Source organism: Flavobacterium sp. KMS (genome assembly GCF_000813005.1).
Lineage (GTDB): Bacteria > Bacteroidota > Bacteroidia > Flavobacteriales > Flavobacteriaceae > Flavobacterium.
This window is the reverse complement of record NZ_JSYP01000002.1, coordinates 138,891-156,740: the sequence shown is the minus strand read 5'-3', so window position 1 is coordinate 156,740 and position 17,850 is coordinate 138,891. Positions and strand designations below refer to the sequence as shown.

The following is a 17,850-nucleotide window of genomic DNA, read 5'->3' as shown; positions in this document are numbered from 1 at the left end:
GAAGCAATGGGAGTTCGTAAAAGAGAAACAGCAGATGCGAGAAAAGAGGCTAATAAGTCTATTGCTTTCGCAAAATTGAATAACTGCCCTACTTCACCTAGAAAAATGCGCTTAGTAGCGGACTTGGTAAGAGGTCAGAAGGTAGAAAGAGCACTTAACATCTTAAGATTTAGTTCTAAAGAAGCTTCAAGAAAATTAGAAAAACTATTATTATCTGCAATCAATAACTGGGAGCAAAAAAATAGTGAAGGTAATTTAGAAGAAGCTGGATTATTTGTTAAAGAGATCAGAGTAGATGGTGGAATGATGTTGAAAAGACTTCGTCCAGCACCTCAAGGTCGTGCACACAGAATAAGAAAACGTTCTAACCACGTAACAATCGTGCTTGGAGCTATCAATAACACACAAAGCAATTCTTAAACAGCATGGGACAAAAGACAAATCCAATTGGAAATAGACTTGGTATCATCAGAGGGTGGGACTCAAACTGGTATGGTGGAAATGATTACGGTGATAAACTTGCCGAAGATCACAAAATCAGAAAGTATATCCACGCTCGTTTATCAAAAGCTAGTGTATCAAAAGTAATCATCGAGAGAACTTTGAAACTTGTAACCGTTACTATCACTACTGCAAGACCTGGTATTATTATTGGGAAAGGTGGACAAGAGGTAGACAAGTTAAAAGAAGAACTTAAGAAAATTACTGACAAAGAGGTTCAAATTAACATCTTTGAAATCAAAAGACCTGAATTAGATGCTTATCTTGTGGCGACAAGCATCGCTCGTCAAATAGAAAGTCGTATTTCTTACAGACGTGCAATCAAAATGGCTATTGCTGCTTCTATGCGTATGAACGCTGAAGGTATCAAAGTTTTGATTTCTGGTCGTTTGAATGGTGCTGAAATGGCACGTTCAGAAGGTTTCAAAGAAGGTAGAATTCCTCTATCAACTTTCAGAGCTGATATTGATTATGCACTTGCAGAAGCTCATACTACTTACGGTAGAATGGGGATCAAAGTGTGGATCATGAAAGGTGAAGTTTATGGAAAGAGAGATCTTTCTCCGCTTGCTGGAATGGATAAAAAACAAGCTGGTGGTGGTAAAGGTGGAGATGCTCCTCGTGGCAAATCTAACTTTAATAAAGGTTCAAAACCAGACGCTCGTAAAAGAAAGTAAATTTTTAAACTAAAGAAAAATGTTACAGCCTAAAAGAACAAAATACCGTAAGGTACAAAAAGGTAAAATGAAAGGAAATTCTCAAAGAGGATTTGAACTTTCTAATGGAATGTTTGGTATTAAATCTGTACATGAAGATGGAATGTTCTTAACTTCTCGTCAAATCGAAGCTGCGCGTATTGCTGCAACTCGTTTCATGAAGAGAGAAGGACAATTATGGATCAAAATATTTCCAGACAAACCAATTACTAAGAAGCCTCTTGAGGTACGTATGGGTAAAGGTAAAGGTGCCGTTGAATATTGGGCTGCCGTTGTTAAACCCGGAAGAATTATGTTTGAAGTTGGAGGAGTTCCTTTATCAGTTGCGAAAGAGGCGTTACGTCTTGCAGCTCAAAAGCTTCCAGTAAAAACTAAATTCGTCGTTGCTAGAGATTTCGAAGCATAATTTATATTATATTATGAAACAATCAGAAATAAAAGATCTTTCTGCAGCGGAGTTGCAAGAAAAACTTAGTCAAACTAAGAAGATATATGCTGACCTAAAAATGGCCCACGCTATTTCTCCAATTGAGAACCCACTTCAAATTAGAAGTGTAAGAAGAACAGTTGCAAGATTGGCTACAGAGCTAACTAAAAGAGAGTTACAATAATTGTATTCTGCTGAAAGATGGAAGAAAAAAGAAATTTAAGAAAAGAAAGAATTGGTGTTGTTACTTCTAACAAAATGGAGAAATCTATCGTTGTTGCTGAAGTAAGAAAAGTAAAACACCCATTATACGGTAAGTTCGTGTTGAAAACAAAGAAATACGTTGCACACGACGAAACAAACGACTGTAACATTGGAGATACTGTAAGAATTAGCGAAACGCGTCCTTTGAGTAAATCAAAATGTTGGAGATTAGTTGAAATCATTGAAAGAGCTAAATAATTATGGTACAACAAGAATCAAGACTAAAAGTAGCAGATAACACAGGAGCTAAAGAAGTTTTAACTATCCGTGTTTTAGGAGGTACCAAAAGAAGGTATGCCTCTGTTGGTGACAAGATTGTAGTTTCTATCAAAGATGCAACTCCAAACGGAAACGTGAAAAAAGGAGCTGTTTCAACTGCAGTTGTTGTGCGTACCAAAAAAGAAGTGAGAAGAGCTGATGGTTCTTATATCCGTTTCGATGACAATGCATGTGTTCTTTTGAACGCTGCAGGGGAAATGAGAGGAACTCGTGTTTTTGGTCCGGTAGCAAGAGAACTTCGTGAAAAACAATTCATGAAAATTGTATCATTAGCACCAGAAGTGCTTTAATTCGTTTTAAGATGATAAAGCTAAAAATAAAATCAGGAGACATCGTAAGAGTAATTGCTGGTGACCATAAAGGATCAGAAGGTAAAGTATTACGAGTATACCGTGAAAAAAATAAAGCGATAGTTGAAGGTGTAAACATGGTTTCGAAACATACAAAACCAAGTGCTAAAAACCCTCAAGGTGGTATCGTTAAGAAAGAAGCTTCTATACAAATATCTAACATTTCTCTTATTGATCCTAAAACTAAGGAAGCAACTAGAGTTGGTATTAGAGTAGAAGGAGATAAGAAAGTAAGATTTTCAAAAAAATCTAATCAAGTACTATAGTAATGGCATATACACCTAGACTAAAAGAAGAATATAAGAGTAGAGTAATCTCTGCTCTTAAAGAAGAATTCGGATATACAAACGTAATGCAAGTTCCTAAACTTGAAAAAATCGTTTTGAGCCGTGGAGTTGGTGCAGCTGTATCTGATAAAAAACTTATTGACTATGCAGTTGATGAGTTAACAAAGATCACTGGACAAAAAGCAGTATCTACAATTTCAAAGAAAGACGTTGCGTCTTTCAAATTGAGAAAAGGGATGCCTATTGGAGCAAAAGTTACTTTACGTGGTGAGAGAATGTATGAGTTTTTAGATAGACTTATTACTTCTGCTTTACCGCGCGTTAGAGATTTTAGTGGTATCAAAGCTACTGGTTTCGACGGAAGAGGTAATTACAATCTTGGAGTTTTAGAGCAAATCATTTTCCCTGAAATTGATATTGATAAAGTAAACAAAATTTCAGGAATGGATATTACATTTGTTACTACTGCTCAAACAGACAAGGAAGCAAAGTCATTATTGGCTGAATTAGGATTACCTTTTAAAAAGAATTAAGACATGGCTAAAGAATCAATGAAAGCCCGTGAGGTGAAAAGAGAGAAAACGGTAGCTAAGTATGCTGAGAAAAGAAAAGCTTTGAAAGAAGCTGGAGATTTTGAAGGTTTACAAAAATTACCTAAAAATGCTTCACCAGTTCGTTTGCACAATCGTTGTAAATTAACAGGTAGACCAAGAGGTTATATTCGTCAATTTGGTATTTCACGTGTAACTTTCCGTGAGATGGCTAATAATGGATTAATTCCTGGAGTTAAAAAGGCGTCTTGGTAATCTCGCAATAAGTTATTACTTTTGCAAACCAAAAAATAATTTTAATTGATTAAAGGTTCGGGAGGCGAGTGCCTCCCGAAAACCATAATCGCAATCAAATACATATGTACACAGATCCTATTGCAGATTATTTGACTAGAGTTCGTAACGCTGTGGCTGCAAACCACAAAGTTGTTGAAATTCCAGCATCTAATCTAAAAAAAGAAATAACTAAGATCTTATTCGATCAAGGTTATATCTTGAGTTACAAATTTGAGGACAACGCTGTTCAGGGTTCAATCAAAATCGCTTTGAAGTATGATAAAGATACTAAAGAGTCAGTAATTAAAGATATCCAAAGAATTAGTAAACCAGGTTTACGTAAATATGCAGGTGCTTCTAATTTACCTAGAATCCTTAACGGATTAGGAATTGCTATTGTTTCTACGTCAAAAGGTTTGATGACAGGAAAACAAGCTAAGCAATTAAATGTAGGTGGTGAAGTAATTTGTTACGTATACTAATTATAAAGACTATATAAGATGTCAAGAATAGGTAAAAATCCAATTGTAATCCCTGCTGGTACAACTGTAGAAGTTAAAGACGGTATTATTACAGTAAAAGGAAAAAATGGTCAACTTACACAGGAGTTTTCGGATGTAACTGTAACGGTTGAAGGCGATCAAGTTCAAGTAGATAGATCGTCTGATCACAAAGATCACAGAGCAAAACACGGACTTTACAGATCATTAATCAATAATATGATTATTGGAGTAAATGAAGGGTTTACTAAATCTTTAGAATTAGTTGGAGTTGGTTATAGAGCTTCAAACCAAGGACAAAAGTTAGATTTAGCTCTTGGATATTCTCACAATATTGTTTTAGAAGTTGCTCCTGAAGTAGTTTTAGAAACAATATCTGAAAAAGGTAAGAACCCTATCGTAAAATTAACATCAATTGATAAACAACTTTTAGGTCAGGTTGCTGCGAAAATCAGAGGTTTCCGTAAGCCAGAGCCATATAAAGGAAAAGGTGTTAAATTTGTAGGTGAAGTATTAAGAAGAAAAGCAGGTAAATCAGCTTAAAAAATAAGATTATGTCATTAACAAAATCTGATAGAAGACAGAGAATTAGATTCAGAATTAGAAAATCGATTAGTGGTACTGCTACTAACCCAAGACTATCTGTATTTAGAAGTAACAAAGAAATTTACGCTCAAATTATTGATGATGTAAATGGAGTTACTTTATTAGCTGCCTCTTCAAGAGAAAAAGAAATAGGAAAAGGTACTAACGTTGAAATCGCTGCTGCTGTTGGAAAACTAGTTGCAGAGAAAGCGTTAAAAGCTGGGATTGATACCATCACTTTTGATAGAGGTGGATATTTGTATCACGGTCGTATTAAATCATTAGCAGAAGGCGCAAGAGCGGCTGGACTTAAATTCTAATATATTATGTCTAAATACAAAAATGTAGAATTGGTAAAACCAAGTGGTCTTGAACTTAAAGATCGTCTGGTAAGTGTTAATCGTGTTACTAAAGTTACAAAAGGTGGTAGAGCTTTCGGTTTTTCTGCTATTGTAGTTGTAGGTGATGAAAATGGAGTAGTTGGTCATGGATTAGGAAAATCTAAAGACGTTTCTGAAGCAATTGCGAAAGCAGTAGAAGATGCTAAGAAAAATTTAGTAAAAATTCCTTTGAACGGACAATCAGTTCCTCACGAACAAAAAGGTAAATTTGGTGGTGCACGTGTATTCTTAATTCCTGCGTCTCATGGTACAGGAGTTATTGCTGGTGGAGCTGTTCGTTCAGTTCTTGAATCAGTAGGTATTCACGATGTATTATCTAAATCTCAAGGATCATCAAATCCTCATAACGTAGTGAAAGCAACTTTTGATGCTTTATTACAAATGAGAAGCGCTTATACTGTTGCAAAACAAAGAGGTGTTTCTTTAGAAAAAGTTTTTAAAGGTTAATTCAAGGAAATTATGGCTAAATTATTAGTAAAACAAGTAAGAAGCAAAATCAACTGTCCTCTTTCTCAAAAGAGAGGTTTGGAAGCTTTAGGTCTACGTAAAATGGGACAAGTTGTAGAGCATGATTCAAATCCTGCTATCCTTGGGATGATAAACAAAGTTAAACACTTAGTTTCTGTTGAAGAAGCTAAATAACAAATACTGTTATGAATTTAAGTAACTTACAACCAGCTGAAGGGTCAACACACAATCAAAATAAAAGATTAGGTAGAGGAGAAGGTTCAGGAAAAGGTGGTACTTCTGCAAGAGGTCACAAAGGAGCAAAATCTCGTTCTGGTTATTCTAAAAAGATTGGTTTTGAAGGAGGGCAAATGCCACTTCAAAGACGTGTACCTAAGTTTGGTTTCACAAACATCAACCGTAAAGAATACGAAGGTGTAAATTTGGATACGCTTCAATTATTAGTAGACAATGGTATTATTACAGATTCTGTTGATATGACAGTTTATGTAGCTAATCGTCTAGCTACCAAAAATGAGATCGTTAAGATTTTAGGTAGAGGAGAATTGAAAGCAAAATTAAAAGTAACTGCTCACAAATTTACTGCTACTGCAAAAGCTGCTATTGAAGCTGCTGGTGGAGAAGCTGTAACAATATAATTTTTCTATTGTATGAAGAAATTTATTGAATCAATAAGTAATGTTTGGAAAATCGAAGAACTAAAAAATAGAATCTTAATTACTTTAGGACTTCTTTTAGTATATCGTTTTGGAGCACACGTTACGCTTCCTGGAATTGATGCAACGCAATTGACTGGTTTAGCGGGACAAACAAAAAATGGTTTAGGATCTATTCTAGACATGTTCACCGGAGGTGCATTCTCTAAAGCTTCAGTTTTTGCTTTAGGTATTATGCCTTATATTTCTGCGTCTATTGTTGTACAGTTAATGGGAATTGCGATTCCGTATTTACAAAAACTTCAAAATGATGGAGAGAGCGGTAGAAAAAAAATTAATCAGATAACACGTTGGTTAACTATTGTTATTACACTAGTTCAAGGACCAACTTACATCTATAATTTATATAGAACATTACCTAGTAGTGCATTCTTACTAGGTTTTAATTCTTTTGAGTTTTTATTTTCTTCTGTGATAATCTTAGTTACAGGTACAATTTTTGCCATGTGGTTAGGAGAAAAAATTACAGATAAGGGTATTGGAAATGGAATTTCATTGTTGATTATGGTTGGTATATTAGCTCGTTTTCCACAAGCTTTTATTCAAGAATTTACAACCAGAGTTACCAATAACAATGGAGGACCAATGTTATTAGTTATCGAAATTATTATTTGGTTATTAGTTATTATTTCTTGTGTATTGTTGATTATGGCAGTACGTAAAATCCCAGTTCAATACGCTCGTCGTACAACTTCAGGAGATTATGAGCAAGACTTGATGGGTGGAAATAGACAATGGATTCCACTTAAGCTTAATGCTTCTGGGGTTATGCCAATCATTTTTGCGCAAGCAATTATGTTTATTCCTGCTGCTGTAGCTGGATTATCAAAATCAGATACATCACAATCAATTGTTGGTGCTTTTAGTAATATGTTTGGATTCTGGTATAACTTTGTATTTGCAACTTTAATAGTTGTATTTACTTTCTTTTATACTGCAATTACAGTTCCTACTAACAAGATGTCTGATGATTTAAAGAGAAGCGGTGGTTTTATTCCAGGTGTTAGACCAGGAGTTGAAACTTCTGATTATCTTGATAAAGTGATGTCTTTAATAACTTTCCCAGGATCTTTATTCCTTGCTTTGATTGCTGTGTTCCCAGCCATTGTTGTAAGTTTTATGGATGTACAACAATCTTGGGCAATGTTTTTTGGAGGTACCTCGTTAATAATTATGGTTGGAGTTGCGATAGATACTATTCAACAAATTAACTCATATTTATTAAACAAACATTATGATGGTTTAATGAAGACTGGTAAAAATAGAAAAGCAGTAGCTTAATTTTTATATGGCAAAACAATCAGCAATAGAACAAGACGGATCAATCATTGAAGCATTATCAAATGCGATGTTCCGTGTAGAATTAGAAAATGGACATATTGTAATTGCTCATATTTCTGGTAAAATGCGTATGCATTACATCAAATTATTACCTGGTGATAAAGTGAAACTAGAAATGAGCCCTTACGACTTGTCAAAAGCAAGAATTACTTATAGATATTAAAGGATATTCACTATGAAAGTTAGAGCATCAGTAAAAAAGAGAAGTCCCGAGTGCATCATTGTGCGTAGAAAAGGGAGATTGTACGTAATAAACAAAAAGAATCCTAGATTTAAACAAAGACAAGGATAATTATGGCAAGAATAGCAGGGGTAGATATCCCAAAAAATAAGAGAGGTGTTATAGCACTTACCTATATCTTTGGATTAGGAAGAAGTAGAGCTATTGAGATTTTAGAGAAAGCTCAAGTAAGCCAAGATAAAAAAGTTCAAGATTGGAATGATGATGAGATCGGAGCAATTCGTGAGGCAGTATCAGCTTTCAAAATTGAAGGAGAATTACGTTCTGAAGTTTCTTTGAACATCAAACGTTTAATGGATATTGGTTGTTACAGAGGTATCCGTCATAGAACTGGTCTTCCATTAAGAGGGCAAAGAACTAAAAACAACTCTAGAACAAGAAAAGGTAAAAGAAAAACTGTTGCTAACAAGAAAAAAGCAACTAAATAATAAGTAATATGGCTAAAGCAACTGCAAAAAAACGTAAAGTTATCGTTGAATCAACGGGTGAAGCTCATATTTCTGCCACTTTCAACAACATTATCATTTCTTTGACTAATAAGAAAGGTGAAGTTATTTCTTGGTCTTCAGCTGGTAAGATGGGTTTCAGAGGTTCTAAAAAGAACACTCCGTACGCAGCTCAAATGGCAGCAGAAGATTGTAGTAAAGTAGCTCTTGAGGCAGGACTTAAAAAAGTTAAGGTTTATGTAAAAGGACCAGGAAACGGACGTGAGTCTGCTATCCGTTCTATTCATAACGGTGGAATTGAAGTTACTGAGATTATCGATGTTACTCCAATGCCTCACAACGGATGTCGTCCTCCTAAAAGACGTAGAGTTTAATACTCAAAAACAAATATAGTATAACCTAGATTGAATATAGATTATCGAAGGATAAGACCTGAATTCATAATCTCAATCTTAAACAATTTAAAATGGCAAGATATACTGGTCCTAGTACAAGAATCGCTCGTAAATTTGGCGAAGCAATCTTCGGAGATGATAAGTCTTTCGAAAAAAGAAATTACCCACCTGGACAACACGGGATGGCTAAAAAAAGAGGAAAAAAATCTGAGTATGCTGTTCAGTTAATGGAAAAGCAAAAAGCTAAATATTCTTACGGAATTTTAGAGAAACAATTCAGAAATTTATTCGAAAAAGCATCAGCTACTAAAGGAGTTACTGGTGAAGTTTTATTACAATTATGTGAAGCAAGATTAGATAATGTTGTTTTTAGAATGGGTATCGCTCCTTCTAGAAGAGGTGCACGTCAGATTGTATCTCACAGACACGTTACTGTAAATGGTGAAGTTGTTAATATTCCTTCTTACCACCTTAAGCCTGGTGATAAAGTTGCTGTTCGTGAAAAGTCTAAATCTTTAGAAGCTATCGAACGTTCTTTATCAAATTCAAGTCATGTTTATGAATGGATTACTTGGAACAATGATCTTAAAGAAGGAACTTTTGTTTCTGTACCTGCGAGACTTCAAATTCCAGAAAACATTAAAGAACAATTAATCGTAGAGTTGTACAACAAATAATAATTGACTTAGTCGAAATTTATGGCAATATTTAATTTTCAAAAGCCCGATAAAGTTATCATGATCGATTCAACCGATTTTGAAGGTAAATTCGAATTTAGACCTTTAGAACCTGGTTATGGATTGACTGTTGGTAATGCACTTAGAAGAGTTTTGCTTTCAGCATTAGAAGGTTATGCAATTACATCTGTTCGCATTGAAGGTGTAGATCATGAGTTTTCTACTATCTCAGGTGTTGTTGAAGATGTTACCGAAATTATCCTTAATCTTAAACAAGTTCGTTTCAAACGTCAAATTGAAGATATCGATAATGAAGCAGTTACTATTTCTGTTTCTGGTAAAGATCAATTAACAGCAGGTGATTTTCAAAAATTTATTTCAGGTTTTCAAGTACTGAATCCAGACCTTGTTATCTGTAATTTAGATAGTAAAATTAAACTGAATTTCGATTTAACTATCGAAAAAGGTAGAGGATATGTTCCTGCTGAGGAGAACAAAAAACAGAACGCTGCAATTGGAACTATTTTTACAGACTCAATTTTTACTCCGGTAAAAAATGTAAAATATGCAATTGAAAACTTCCGTGTTGAGCAAAAGACCGATTATGAGAAATTAGTTTTTGAAATTAAAACTGATGGATCTATTAATCCTAAAGATGCTCTTACTGAAGCTGCTAAAGTTTTAATTCACCACTTCATGTTATTCTCTGACGAAAGGATTACACTCGAGGCTGACGAAATTGCACAAACAGAATCGTATGATGAAGAGTCATTACATATGAGACAATTGCTTAAAACTAAGCTTGTTGATATGGATTTATCTGTGAGAGCATTAAATTGCTTGAAAGCGGCTGAAGTTGATACACTTGGTGATTTAGTATCGTTCAATAAAAATGACCTAATGAAATTCCGTAATTTTGGTAAAAAATCTTTAACTGAACTTGATGAACTTGTTGCAGTTAAGAATTTAACTTTCGGAATGGATTTAGCTAAATACAAACTAGATAAAGAATAATCTAATTCGCTTTGGCGAGTTAAATTTAACATAGCAATGAGACACGGAAAAAAATTCAATCACTTAAGCAGACAGACTGGACATAGAAAAGCTATGTTAGCTAATATGGCTTGTTCTCTTATTGAGCACAAACGTATTAACACTACTGTTGCTAAAGCTAAAGCGCTTAAACAATTCGTTGAGCCTTTAATCACAAAATCAAAAGAAGATACGACTCACAACCGTCGTATTGTTTTTGCATACTTACGTAGCAAATATGCTGTAACTGACTTGTTCAGAGATGTAGCTGCTAAAGTAGGAGACCGTCCAGGTGGATACACTCGTATCATTAAAGTTGGAAATCGTTTGGGAGATAACGCTGATATGGCGATGATCGAACTTGTAGATTTCAATGAACTTTACAATGGAGGTAAAAAAGAAGTTAAAAAAGCTAAAAGCCGTCGTGGTGGAAAAGCAAAGAAAGCTGAAGAGACTTCTGAAGCTCCTGCTGCTGATACAGAAACGACAACTGAAGCTTCTGAATAATTATGAAAATAATCATTCAATAAGAATTAAGGATAAACTAGTTACTAGTTTATCCTTTTTTTTTGTTTTTTCTAATCTAAAAATGCAAGAATCTAACACTTTAGCTTCTTGAGGTTTTATTTTTAGAGATGAATTTTTTAAAAAACCTTGCACTCGCTCTTTTAAAAAATTAAATTTGCAAAATATCTAATTACAAATGAAATACACAACACGACAAAGCGCCATTCTTTTACTAAGTGACGGAACAATTTTTCACGGAAAATCAATCGGAATTAGTGGTACTACTTTTGGTGAAGTTTGCTTTAATACTGGAATGACAGGATATCAGGAGATTTTTACCGATCCTTCTTATTTTGGTCAGATTATGGTTGCAACCAATGCACATATTGGAAATTATGGTGTAAATGATTCTGAAATAGAATCAGACAGCATTAAAATTTCGGGATTGGTTTGTAAAAATTTTAGCTTCAATTATTCTCGCGAAGATGCTTCAGAGAGTTTGGAGTCTTATTTTATAAAAGAAAACCTTATTTGTATCTCTGATGTTGATACAAGAGCATTGGTGAGTTATATAAGAGATAACGGAGCAATGAATGCTGTTATATGTACAGATGGAACTTCGATAGAAGATTTAAAAATAGCTTTGGCAAATGTTCCGAATATGGAAGGTTTGGAATTAGCCTCTAAAGTTTCGACAAAAGAGCCTTATTTTTATGGAGATGAAAATGCTACTTATAAAATTTCTGCTTTAGATTTAGGAATTAAAAAGAATATCTTGCGTAATCTTGCTAAAAGAGATTGTTATATTAAGGTTTTTCCATACGACTCTACTTTTAAAGATTTATCTGCATTTAACCCAGATGGGTACTTCTTGTCAAATGGTCCTGGTGATCCAGATCCTTTATTTGGGGCAATAGAAGTTGCAAAAGATATACTAGCAAATGATAAACCATTATTTGGTATTTGTTTAGGGCACCAAGTTATTGCTTTAGCAAATGGAGTTTCTACTTATAAGATGTTTAATGGACATCGTGGAATAAACCACCCGGTTAAAAATATCATTACAGGGAAAGGTGAGATTACGTCTCAAAATCATGGTTTTGCTGTTAATAAAGAACAACTTGATAATCATCCAGATTTAGAGATTACTCATTTGCATCTTAATGACGAGACTGTTGCTGGTATGCGTATGAAAAACAAAAACTGTTTCTCTGTACAATATCACCCAGAAGCTAGTCCTGGCCCTCATGATTCATCTTATTTATTCGATCAATTTATTGAGAATATAAAAGGGAATTAAACTAAAACGATTGAGTTAATAACTAAAAGTATTTTATTACTAAGGAACTTAATTAGTGTCAAATATTTTTATAATTTCGAAAAATATTTATAATTTAATAATAAAAAATAGAAATAATGAGTATTATAATAAAAATTCACGCAAGACAAATTTTTGATTCTAGAGGTAATCCTACTATTGAAGTTGATGTAGTTACAGAAAACGGAGTTTTAGGAAGAGCGGCAGTTCCTTCTGGAGCTTCTACTGGAGAGCATGAAGCGGTTGAGTTACGTGATGGTGGAAAAGCTTTTCTAGGTAAAGGAGTTTTGAATGCAGTGAAAAATGTAAATACTATTATTGCTGAAGAGTTAATTGGTATTTCTGTCTTTGAACAAAATGTAATTGATCAAACAATGATTGATTTAGATGGAACTCCAAATAAATCTAAATTAGGGGCAAATGCTATTTTAGGTGTTTCTCTTGCAGCGGCAAAAGCTGCTGCTAATGAATTAGGATTGCCTTTGTATAGATATGTAGGAGGAGTTTCTGCAAATACGTTGCCAGTTCCAATGATGAATATCATCAACGGAGGTTCGCACTCTGATGCTCCGATTGCTTTTCAAGAATTTATGATTTTTCCTGTAAAAGCAACTTCATTTTCACACTCTATGCAAATGGGGACTGAAATTTTCCATAGCTTGAAAAAAGTATTACATGACAGAGGATTAAGTACTGCTGTTGGTGACGAAGGAGGTTTTGCTCCAAATTTACCAGGTGGAACAGAAGATGCTTTGGATACTATTAAAAAAGCGGTTGAAAATGCAGGATATACTTTCGGTGACGAAATTATGATTGCTCTAGACTGTGCTGCTGCTGAATTTTATGTAAATGGTAAATACGATTACTCTAAATTTGAAGGAGAAACAGGTAAAGTAAGAACTTCTGCAGAGCAAGTTGATTATTTAGCTGAATTAGTAGCTAAATACCCAATTATATCTATCGAAGATGGTATGGATGAAAATGACTGGGACGGATGGAAATTGCTTACTGAAAAAATTGGACATAAAGTACAATTAGTAGGTGATGATTTGTTTGTAACTAATGTTGAACGTTTATCTACAGGAATCGAAAAAGGAATTGCAAATTCTATTCTTATTAAAGTAAACCAAATTGGTACTTTAACAGAAACTATTGCTGCTGTTAATATGGCTAAAAATGCAGGTTATACTTCAGTAATGTCTCACCGTTCTGGAGAAACAGAAGATAACACAATTGCTGATTTAGCAGTTGCATTAAACTGTGGTCAAATTAAAACAGGTTCAGCTTCTCGTTCTGATCGTATGGCTAAATACAATCAGTTGTTAAGAATTGAAGAAGAATTAGGCACTACTGCTTATTTCCCTGGATTAAAAGCTTTCAAAATAAAATAATTGTAAGATTATATATTACTTTGAGCCATTCGTAAAAACGAATGGCTTTTTTTTTGAGTTTTAACAAATTCATAGCAAGATTCCTTTTTTAGTTAGTCTTAAATTCCTTAGATTTGATAAATTATTATTTAAAAGATTTATTTCCGATTATATTATGTCAAAAATAGCTACCCTAGAAGTAGATGGTAAGAAGATAGAACTTCCTGTTATAACTGGAAGCGAAAATGAATCTGCTGTCGATATTAACAAATTACGTGATTTAACTGGTTTCATTACACTTGATCCAGGATATAAAAATTCAGGTTCTTGTACAAGTGAGATTACTTTCTTAGACGGAGAATTAGGAATTTTGCGTTACAGAGGATACTCAATCGAAGATTTAGCTGAGCAAGCAAGTTTTCCTGAAGTATCTTATCTTTTGATTTTTGGTGAGTTACCAACAACTCAACAATTAGCACAATTTGATGCTGATATTAAAAAGCATACTTTGGTAAACGAAGAAATGAAAAACATCATTGACGGTTTTCCAAAAACGGCTCATCCTATGGGTGTTTTGTCTGCTTTGACAAGTGCTTTAACAGCTTTTAATCCAAAAGCTGTGAATGTAGAAAATGAAAAAGAAATGTATGAGGCTATTTGTAAAACGATAGCTAAGTTTCTTGTTATTGCTACATGGACTTATAGAAAAACAATGGGTTACCCATTAAACTACTATGATAATACAATAGGGTATGTAGAGAACTTTATGCAATTAATGTTTAAATTGCCTACTGGACCTTATGCAGCAAATCCAATTGTTGTTAACGCATTAGATAAATTATTCATCTTACATGGAGATCATGAGCAAAACTGTTCTACATCTACAGTAAGAATGGTAGGTTCTTCTCACGCTGGTTTATTTGCTTCAATCTCTGCAGGAGTTTCTGCACTTTGGGGACCACTTCATGGAGGTGCAAATCAAGCTGTTCTTGAGATGCTGGAAGAAATTAATAAAGATGGTGGAGATACAGATAAATTCATGGCGAAAGCTAAAGATAAAAATGATCCTTTCCGTTTAATGGGATTTGGTCATAGAGTTTATAAAAACTTTGATCCAAGAGCTAGAATTATTAAGAAAGCAGCAGATGAAGTTTTAAATACATTAGGTGTTGATGATCCAATTTTATCTATAGCTAAAAAACTTGAAGCAGCTGCTCTTGAAGATGAATACTTTAAATCAAGAAGCTTATATCCTAACGTAGATTTTTACTCAGGAATCATTTACAGAGCATTAGGAATTCCTACAGATATGTTTACTGTTATGTTTGCTATCGGAAGATTACCAGGTTGGATCGCGCAATGGAAAGAAATGCGTGAAAATAAAGAACCAATCGGTCGACCTAGACAAATATATACAGGTCATCCTTTAAGAGAATTCAAATCGAATAAATAAAATTCAATTTAAAGCTTCACTTAACTGTGAAGCTTTTTTTTATCTTTGTCGAAATCAAATAATAGAATATGTTACAATTAAATGTAAAGAACGAAACATCAAGATTATGGGCAGTAGTTTTGGGATCTGCAGTTCATAACGGACCTACGCCAACTATTGAGGAAGCGTATGACCCGAAATCATTGGAGCATATTAAGGCAGGAACATATCCAGTAGAGTCTGATATGGTTGCCGAAATGGATGCTTTTAATGCAGTACTTCAAAAATACAATGTGACAGTTTTTCGTCCAGAAATGATTGAAAATTACAACCAGATTTTTACTAGAGATATTGGTTTCGTAATAGATGATATTTTTGTAAAATCGAATATTTTACCTGATAGAGAACGTGAGTTAGATGCGATTCAGTATGTAATAGATCAGATGGATCCTAATAAAGTAGTTCGCCCGCCAGAAGAAGTGCATATAGAAGGGGGAGATGTTATGCTCTGGAATAATCATATATTTATAGGGACTTATAAAGGAAGTGACTATAAAGATTATATTACTGCAAGAACAAATATGCAAGGAGTTGAGTTTATCAGAAATTTGTTTCCTAATAAAATAGTTAAAGAGTTTGATTTGGTTAAATCTAAAATCGAAGCGCGTGATAATGCTTTGCACCTAGATTGCTGTTTTCAACCAGTAGGGAAAGATAAAGGGATTATTTATAGAAGAGGATTTCGTGAAGAGGCAGATTATAGATATTTAGTGAATCTTTTCGGGAAAGAAAACTTATTTCATATCGAGAGAGAAGAAATGTATTATATGAACTCGAATGTTTTTTCGATAGATACAAATGTTGTTGTGTCAGAGAAGAACTTTACTAGATTAAATAATTGGTTAAGAAGTAATGGGTTTGTTGTAGAAGAAATTCCATATGCCGAAATAGCCAAACAAGAAGGGTTATTGAGATGTTCGACATTGCCTTTAATTCGAGATTAATTTAATATCAAAAAAATGAAACAAACTACAAACGCAATAGTAATGATTCGCCCAGTGGCATTCCGTATGAATGAACAAACGGCAGTAAATAATTATTATCAAAAAGTGTTAGACGGACTTTTGCCAGCTACAGTAAATGCCAAAGCGCAACAAGAGTTTGATGCTTTTGTTGAGAAGTTAAGAGCAGTTGGAGTAGATGTAACCGTTGTAGAAGATACTCTAAATCCAGATACGCCAGATAGTATATTCCCAAACAACTGGGTTTCTTTTCATGAAAATGGAGATGTAGCATTGTATCCTATGTTTGCAGAGAATCGTCGTCAGGAACGTCGTGAAGATATCTTAGATACTCTAGAAGAAAAAGGATTCGAAATAAATAATATAGTTGATTATACATCGGCAGAAGAAGATGGTTTCTTCCTAGAAGGAACAGGAAGTTTACTTTTAGATAGAGCAAATGGAAAAGCATATTGCGCCTTGTCACCAAGAGCAGATGAAGAACTGTTTATAGAATTCTGCGAAGATTTCGATTGTGCACCAGTAATTTTTGAAGCATTTCAAACTGTTAATGGAGAACGAAAGCTAATTTATCATACCAATGTTATGATGTGCTTAGGAGAAACATTTGCAGTGATCTGTGCTGATTGTATCGATGATAAAAAAGAACGAAAAATGGTTCTTGAAAATCTAAAAGCCGATAAAAAAGAAGTTATCTTAATTACAGAAGCTCAAGTGAATAATTTCGCAGGAAATATGCTTGAAGTTCGTGGAGCAAATGATAAGAAATATATTGTAATGAGTGCTTCAGCGCATCAAAGCTTAACGCCAAAACAAATTTCGCAACTAGAAAATCATGCAGAAATTTTAAGCTCAAGTTTAGATACTATCGAAGCTTGTGGTGGAGGAAGTGCAAGATGTATGATGGCAGAAGTGTTTTTGCCAAGAGCATAAGCTAAAATATGATTATACAAAAAAGGGGATAAATTCAGTATTTATCCCCTTTCTTATTTTTAAGCAATTTAATTTTACATCAAATTTCCTTTTATTATATTGATAATAGCACTTACTATATATTGTATTCCGATAGCAATTACAATAAAACCAACAATTCTAGAAATAGCAACAATCCCAGAAGCTCCAAGAATTTTAGCCAGGTAATGTGCGCTTCTAAGAATAATAAAAATTACAATAGCAATAGCTAAGATTGCGAGTGATCCTATTATAATTTCCATCGTTTGATGATGTTCCTGATAAAAAGCAATTAATAAAGAAATTGAGCCAGGGCCCGCAAGCATTGGGATTGCTAATGGGGTAAGAGCAATGTCATTTCTTTGTTGAGCATCTGTTTCTATCTTTTTATTTATACCTCTTTTCTTATTGAATTTACCTGAAAGTAGTGAGAAACCAGAACTTACAATTATAATTCCTCCGGCAATACGAAGAGCATCAATGCTAATTCCGAAGAATGTTAGCATATATTGACCTACAAAAAAAGAAACAATTAAAATTAGGAAAACGTTTATCGCAGTCCATAAAGAAATTCTGGAACGCTCTTTTTTGGAGTCATGTTGTGTTAATCCTACAAAGATTGGAACAGTTCCAATTGGGTTTAGTACCGAGAAAAGAGCGGCAAATAAGTAAATAAATAGATCCATAAAGTCTTGTTTAGTATTGTAAAAATAGTCTTTTTAAAAGATATGATTATAGATTAATCAGTAGATTCTTGTTTTTATTGAAAAATAACTAAACTTTTTAAATCATCCAAG

29 protein-coding genes are annotated in these 17,850 nt (G+C 33.9%); 28 read left to right on the top strand and 1 reads right to left on the bottom strand.

Features of this window, described 5'->3' with window-relative positions:
• Positions 1-6 precede the first annotated feature (6 nt).
• The 28 genes from rplV (at position 7) to OA93_RS03290 (ending at position 17,035) form a co-directional block, all read left to right on the top strand.
• Positions 7-420: a 50S ribosomal protein L22 gene (gene rplV / locus OA93_RS03420; protein ID WP_007803631.1), complete on the top strand. Its 414-nt coding sequence runs from the start codon at positions 7-9 to the stop codon at positions 418-420.
• A 5-nt stretch (positions 421-425) separates the two neighbouring features.
• Positions 426-1,178, top strand: a complete 753-nt coding sequence (gene rpsC, locus OA93_RS03415) for a 30S ribosomal protein S3 (protein ID WP_035619639.1) — start codon at positions 426-428, stop codon at positions 1,176-1,178.
• Positions 1,179-1,197: 19 nt separating this feature from the next.
• A complete protein-coding gene (gene rplP / locus OA93_RS03410) occupies positions 1,198-1,623 on the top strand; it encodes a 50S ribosomal protein L16 (protein WP_039111738.1) in 426 nt (141 codons plus the stop codon).
• Between the two features lie 13 nt (positions 1,624-1,636).
• Complete coding sequence (rpmC, locus tag OA93_RS03405; protein WP_007803639.1) at positions 1,637-1,828, top strand: 50S ribosomal protein L29; 192 nt, start codon at positions 1,637-1,639, stop codon at positions 1,826-1,828.
• A gap of 17 nt (positions 1,829-1,845) precedes the next feature.
• A complete protein-coding gene (gene rpsQ, locus OA93_RS03400; protein WP_035619637.1) occupies positions 1,846-2,106 on the top strand; it encodes a 30S ribosomal protein S17 in 261 nt (86 codons plus the stop codon).
• A 2-nt stretch (positions 2,107-2,108) separates the two neighbouring features.
• Positions 2,109-2,477, top strand: a complete 369-nt coding sequence (rplN, locus tag OA93_RS03395) for a 50S ribosomal protein L14 (protein WP_007803649.1) — start codon at positions 2,109-2,111, stop codon at positions 2,475-2,477.
• 11 nt (positions 2,478-2,488) lie between these two features.
• Positions 2,489-2,803 (top strand): 50S ribosomal protein L24, encoded by a 315-nt coding sequence (gene rplX, locus OA93_RS03390; RefSeq protein WP_035619636.1) that lies wholly within the window; start codon positions 2,489-2,491, stop codon positions 2,801-2,803.
• A 2-nt stretch (positions 2,804-2,805) separates the two neighbouring features.
• Positions 2,806-3,357: a 50S ribosomal protein L5 gene (gene rplE / locus OA93_RS03385; protein WP_035619635.1), complete on the top strand. Its 552-nt coding sequence runs from the start codon at positions 2,806-2,808 to the stop codon at positions 3,355-3,357.
• Between the two features lie 3 nt (positions 3,358-3,360).
• Positions 3,361-3,630: a 30S ribosomal protein S14 gene (rpsN, locus tag OA93_RS03380; protein WP_007803655.1), complete on the top strand. Its 270-nt coding sequence runs from the start codon at positions 3,361-3,363 to the stop codon at positions 3,628-3,630.
• A 104-nt stretch (positions 3,631-3,734) separates the two neighbouring features.
• The gene (gene rpsH / locus OA93_RS03375) at positions 3,735-4,133 is read left to right on the top strand and encodes a 30S ribosomal protein S8 (RefSeq protein ID WP_035619634.1); all 399 of its coding nucleotides are present in this window, start codon (positions 3,735-3,737) and stop codon (positions 4,131-4,133) included.
• A gap of 18 nt (positions 4,134-4,151) precedes the next feature.
• Entirely contained in the window at positions 4,152-4,694 is a 543-nt protein-coding gene (gene rplF, locus OA93_RS03370) for a 50S ribosomal protein L6 (protein ID WP_039111737.1), read from the top strand.
• An 11-nt stretch (positions 4,695-4,705) separates the two neighbouring features.
• Positions 4,706-5,056: a 50S ribosomal protein L18 gene (rplR, locus tag OA93_RS03365; protein WP_039111736.1), complete on the top strand. Its 351-nt coding sequence runs from the start codon at positions 4,706-4,708 to the stop codon at positions 5,054-5,056.
• 3 nt (positions 5,057-5,059) lie between these two features.
• Positions 5,060-5,584 (top strand): 30S ribosomal protein S5, encoded by a 525-nt coding sequence (rpsE, locus tag OA93_RS03360; RefSeq protein ID WP_085950271.1) that lies wholly within the window; start codon positions 5,060-5,062, stop codon positions 5,582-5,584.
• 12 nt (positions 5,585-5,596) lie between these two features.
• Positions 5,597-5,779, top strand: coding sequence for a 50S ribosomal protein L30 (gene rpmD / locus OA93_RS03355; protein WP_017495010.1), 183 nt, complete (start codon positions 5,597-5,599; stop codon positions 5,777-5,779).
• Between the two features lie 11 nt (positions 5,780-5,790).
• On the top strand, positions 5,791-6,243 hold the full coding sequence (gene rplO / locus OA93_RS03350) for a 50S ribosomal protein L15 (RefSeq protein WP_039111735.1): 453 nt from the start codon (positions 5,791-5,793) through the stop codon (positions 6,241-6,243).
• 12 nt (positions 6,244-6,255) lie between these two features.
• On the top strand, positions 6,256-7,602 hold the full coding sequence (gene secY, locus OA93_RS03345; RefSeq protein ID WP_035619626.1) for a preprotein translocase subunit SecY: 1,347 nt from the start codon (positions 6,256-6,258) through the stop codon (positions 7,600-7,602).
• Between the two features lie 7 nt (positions 7,603-7,609).
• A complete protein-coding gene (infA, locus tag OA93_RS03340) occupies positions 7,610-7,825 on the top strand; it encodes a translation initiation factor IF-1 (RefSeq protein WP_007136545.1) in 216 nt (71 codons plus the stop codon).
• Between the two features lie 12 nt (positions 7,826-7,837).
• Positions 7,838-7,954, top strand: coding sequence for a type B 50S ribosomal protein L36 (ykgO, locus tag OA93_RS24425; protein WP_072945378.1), 117 nt, complete (start codon positions 7,838-7,840; stop codon positions 7,952-7,954).
• 2 nt (positions 7,955-7,956) lie between these two features.
• Positions 7,957-8,331, top strand: a complete 375-nt coding sequence (rpsM, locus tag OA93_RS03335; RefSeq protein ID WP_039111734.1) for a 30S ribosomal protein S13 — start codon at positions 7,957-7,959, stop codon at positions 8,329-8,331.
• A gap of 8 nt (positions 8,332-8,339) precedes the next feature.
• Positions 8,340-8,723: a 30S ribosomal protein S11 gene (gene rpsK / locus OA93_RS03330; protein WP_007803677.1), complete on the top strand. Its 384-nt coding sequence runs from the start codon at positions 8,340-8,342 to the stop codon at positions 8,721-8,723.
• Positions 8,724-8,815: 92 nt separating this feature from the next.
• A complete protein-coding gene (gene rpsD, locus OA93_RS03325) occupies positions 8,816-9,421 on the top strand; it encodes a 30S ribosomal protein S4 (protein WP_035619621.1) in 606 nt (201 codons plus the stop codon).
• A 21-nt stretch (positions 9,422-9,442) separates the two neighbouring features.
• Positions 9,443-10,435 carry a DNA-directed RNA polymerase subunit alpha gene (locus OA93_RS03320; RefSeq protein WP_026109818.1) on the top strand — a complete coding sequence of 331 codons (993 nt, stop codon included), beginning with the start codon at positions 9,443-9,445 and terminating at the stop codon, positions 10,433-10,435.
• A 36-nt stretch (positions 10,436-10,471) separates the two neighbouring features.
• The gene (gene rplQ, locus OA93_RS03315) at positions 10,472-10,960 is read left to right on the top strand and encodes a 50S ribosomal protein L17 (protein ID WP_035619618.1); all 489 of its coding nucleotides are present in this window, start codon (positions 10,472-10,474) and stop codon (positions 10,958-10,960) included.
• A gap of 196 nt (positions 10,961-11,156) precedes the next feature.
• Positions 11,157-12,260, top strand: a complete 1,104-nt coding sequence (carA, locus tag OA93_RS03310; RefSeq protein WP_039111733.1) for a glutamine-hydrolyzing carbamoyl-phosphate synthase small subunit — start codon at positions 11,157-11,159, stop codon at positions 12,258-12,260.
• Between the two features lie 116 nt (positions 12,261-12,376).
• Positions 12,377-13,669: a phosphopyruvate hydratase gene (gene eno, locus OA93_RS03305; protein ID WP_039111732.1), complete on the top strand. Its 1,293-nt coding sequence runs from the start codon at positions 12,377-12,379 to the stop codon at positions 13,667-13,669.
• 154 nt (positions 13,670-13,823) lie between these two features.
• Positions 13,824-15,101 carry a citrate synthase gene (locus OA93_RS03300; protein WP_039111731.1) on the top strand — a complete coding sequence of 426 codons (1,278 nt, stop codon included), beginning with the start codon at positions 13,824-13,826 and terminating at the stop codon, positions 15,099-15,101.
• A 68-nt stretch (positions 15,102-15,169) separates the two neighbouring features.
• Positions 15,170-16,084 carry an arginine deiminase family protein gene (locus OA93_RS03295; RefSeq protein ID WP_039111730.1) on the top strand — a complete coding sequence of 305 codons (915 nt, stop codon included), beginning with the start codon at positions 15,170-15,172 and terminating at the stop codon, positions 16,082-16,084.
• A gap of 15 nt (positions 16,085-16,099) precedes the next feature.
• Complete coding sequence (locus OA93_RS03290; RefSeq protein ID WP_039111729.1) at positions 16,100-17,035, top strand: arginine deiminase-related protein; 936 nt, start codon at positions 16,100-16,102, stop codon at positions 17,033-17,035.
• 74 nt (positions 17,036-17,109) lie between these two features.
• Here OA93_RS03290 and OA93_RS03285 read toward each other — a convergent pair whose 3' ends face one another.
• The gene (locus OA93_RS03285; protein ID WP_039111728.1) at positions 17,110-17,739 is read right to left on the bottom strand and encodes a MarC family NAAT transporter; all 630 of its coding nucleotides are present in this window, start codon (positions 17,737-17,739) and stop codon (positions 17,110-17,112) included.
• Positions 17,740-17,850: the final 111 nt, after the last annotated feature.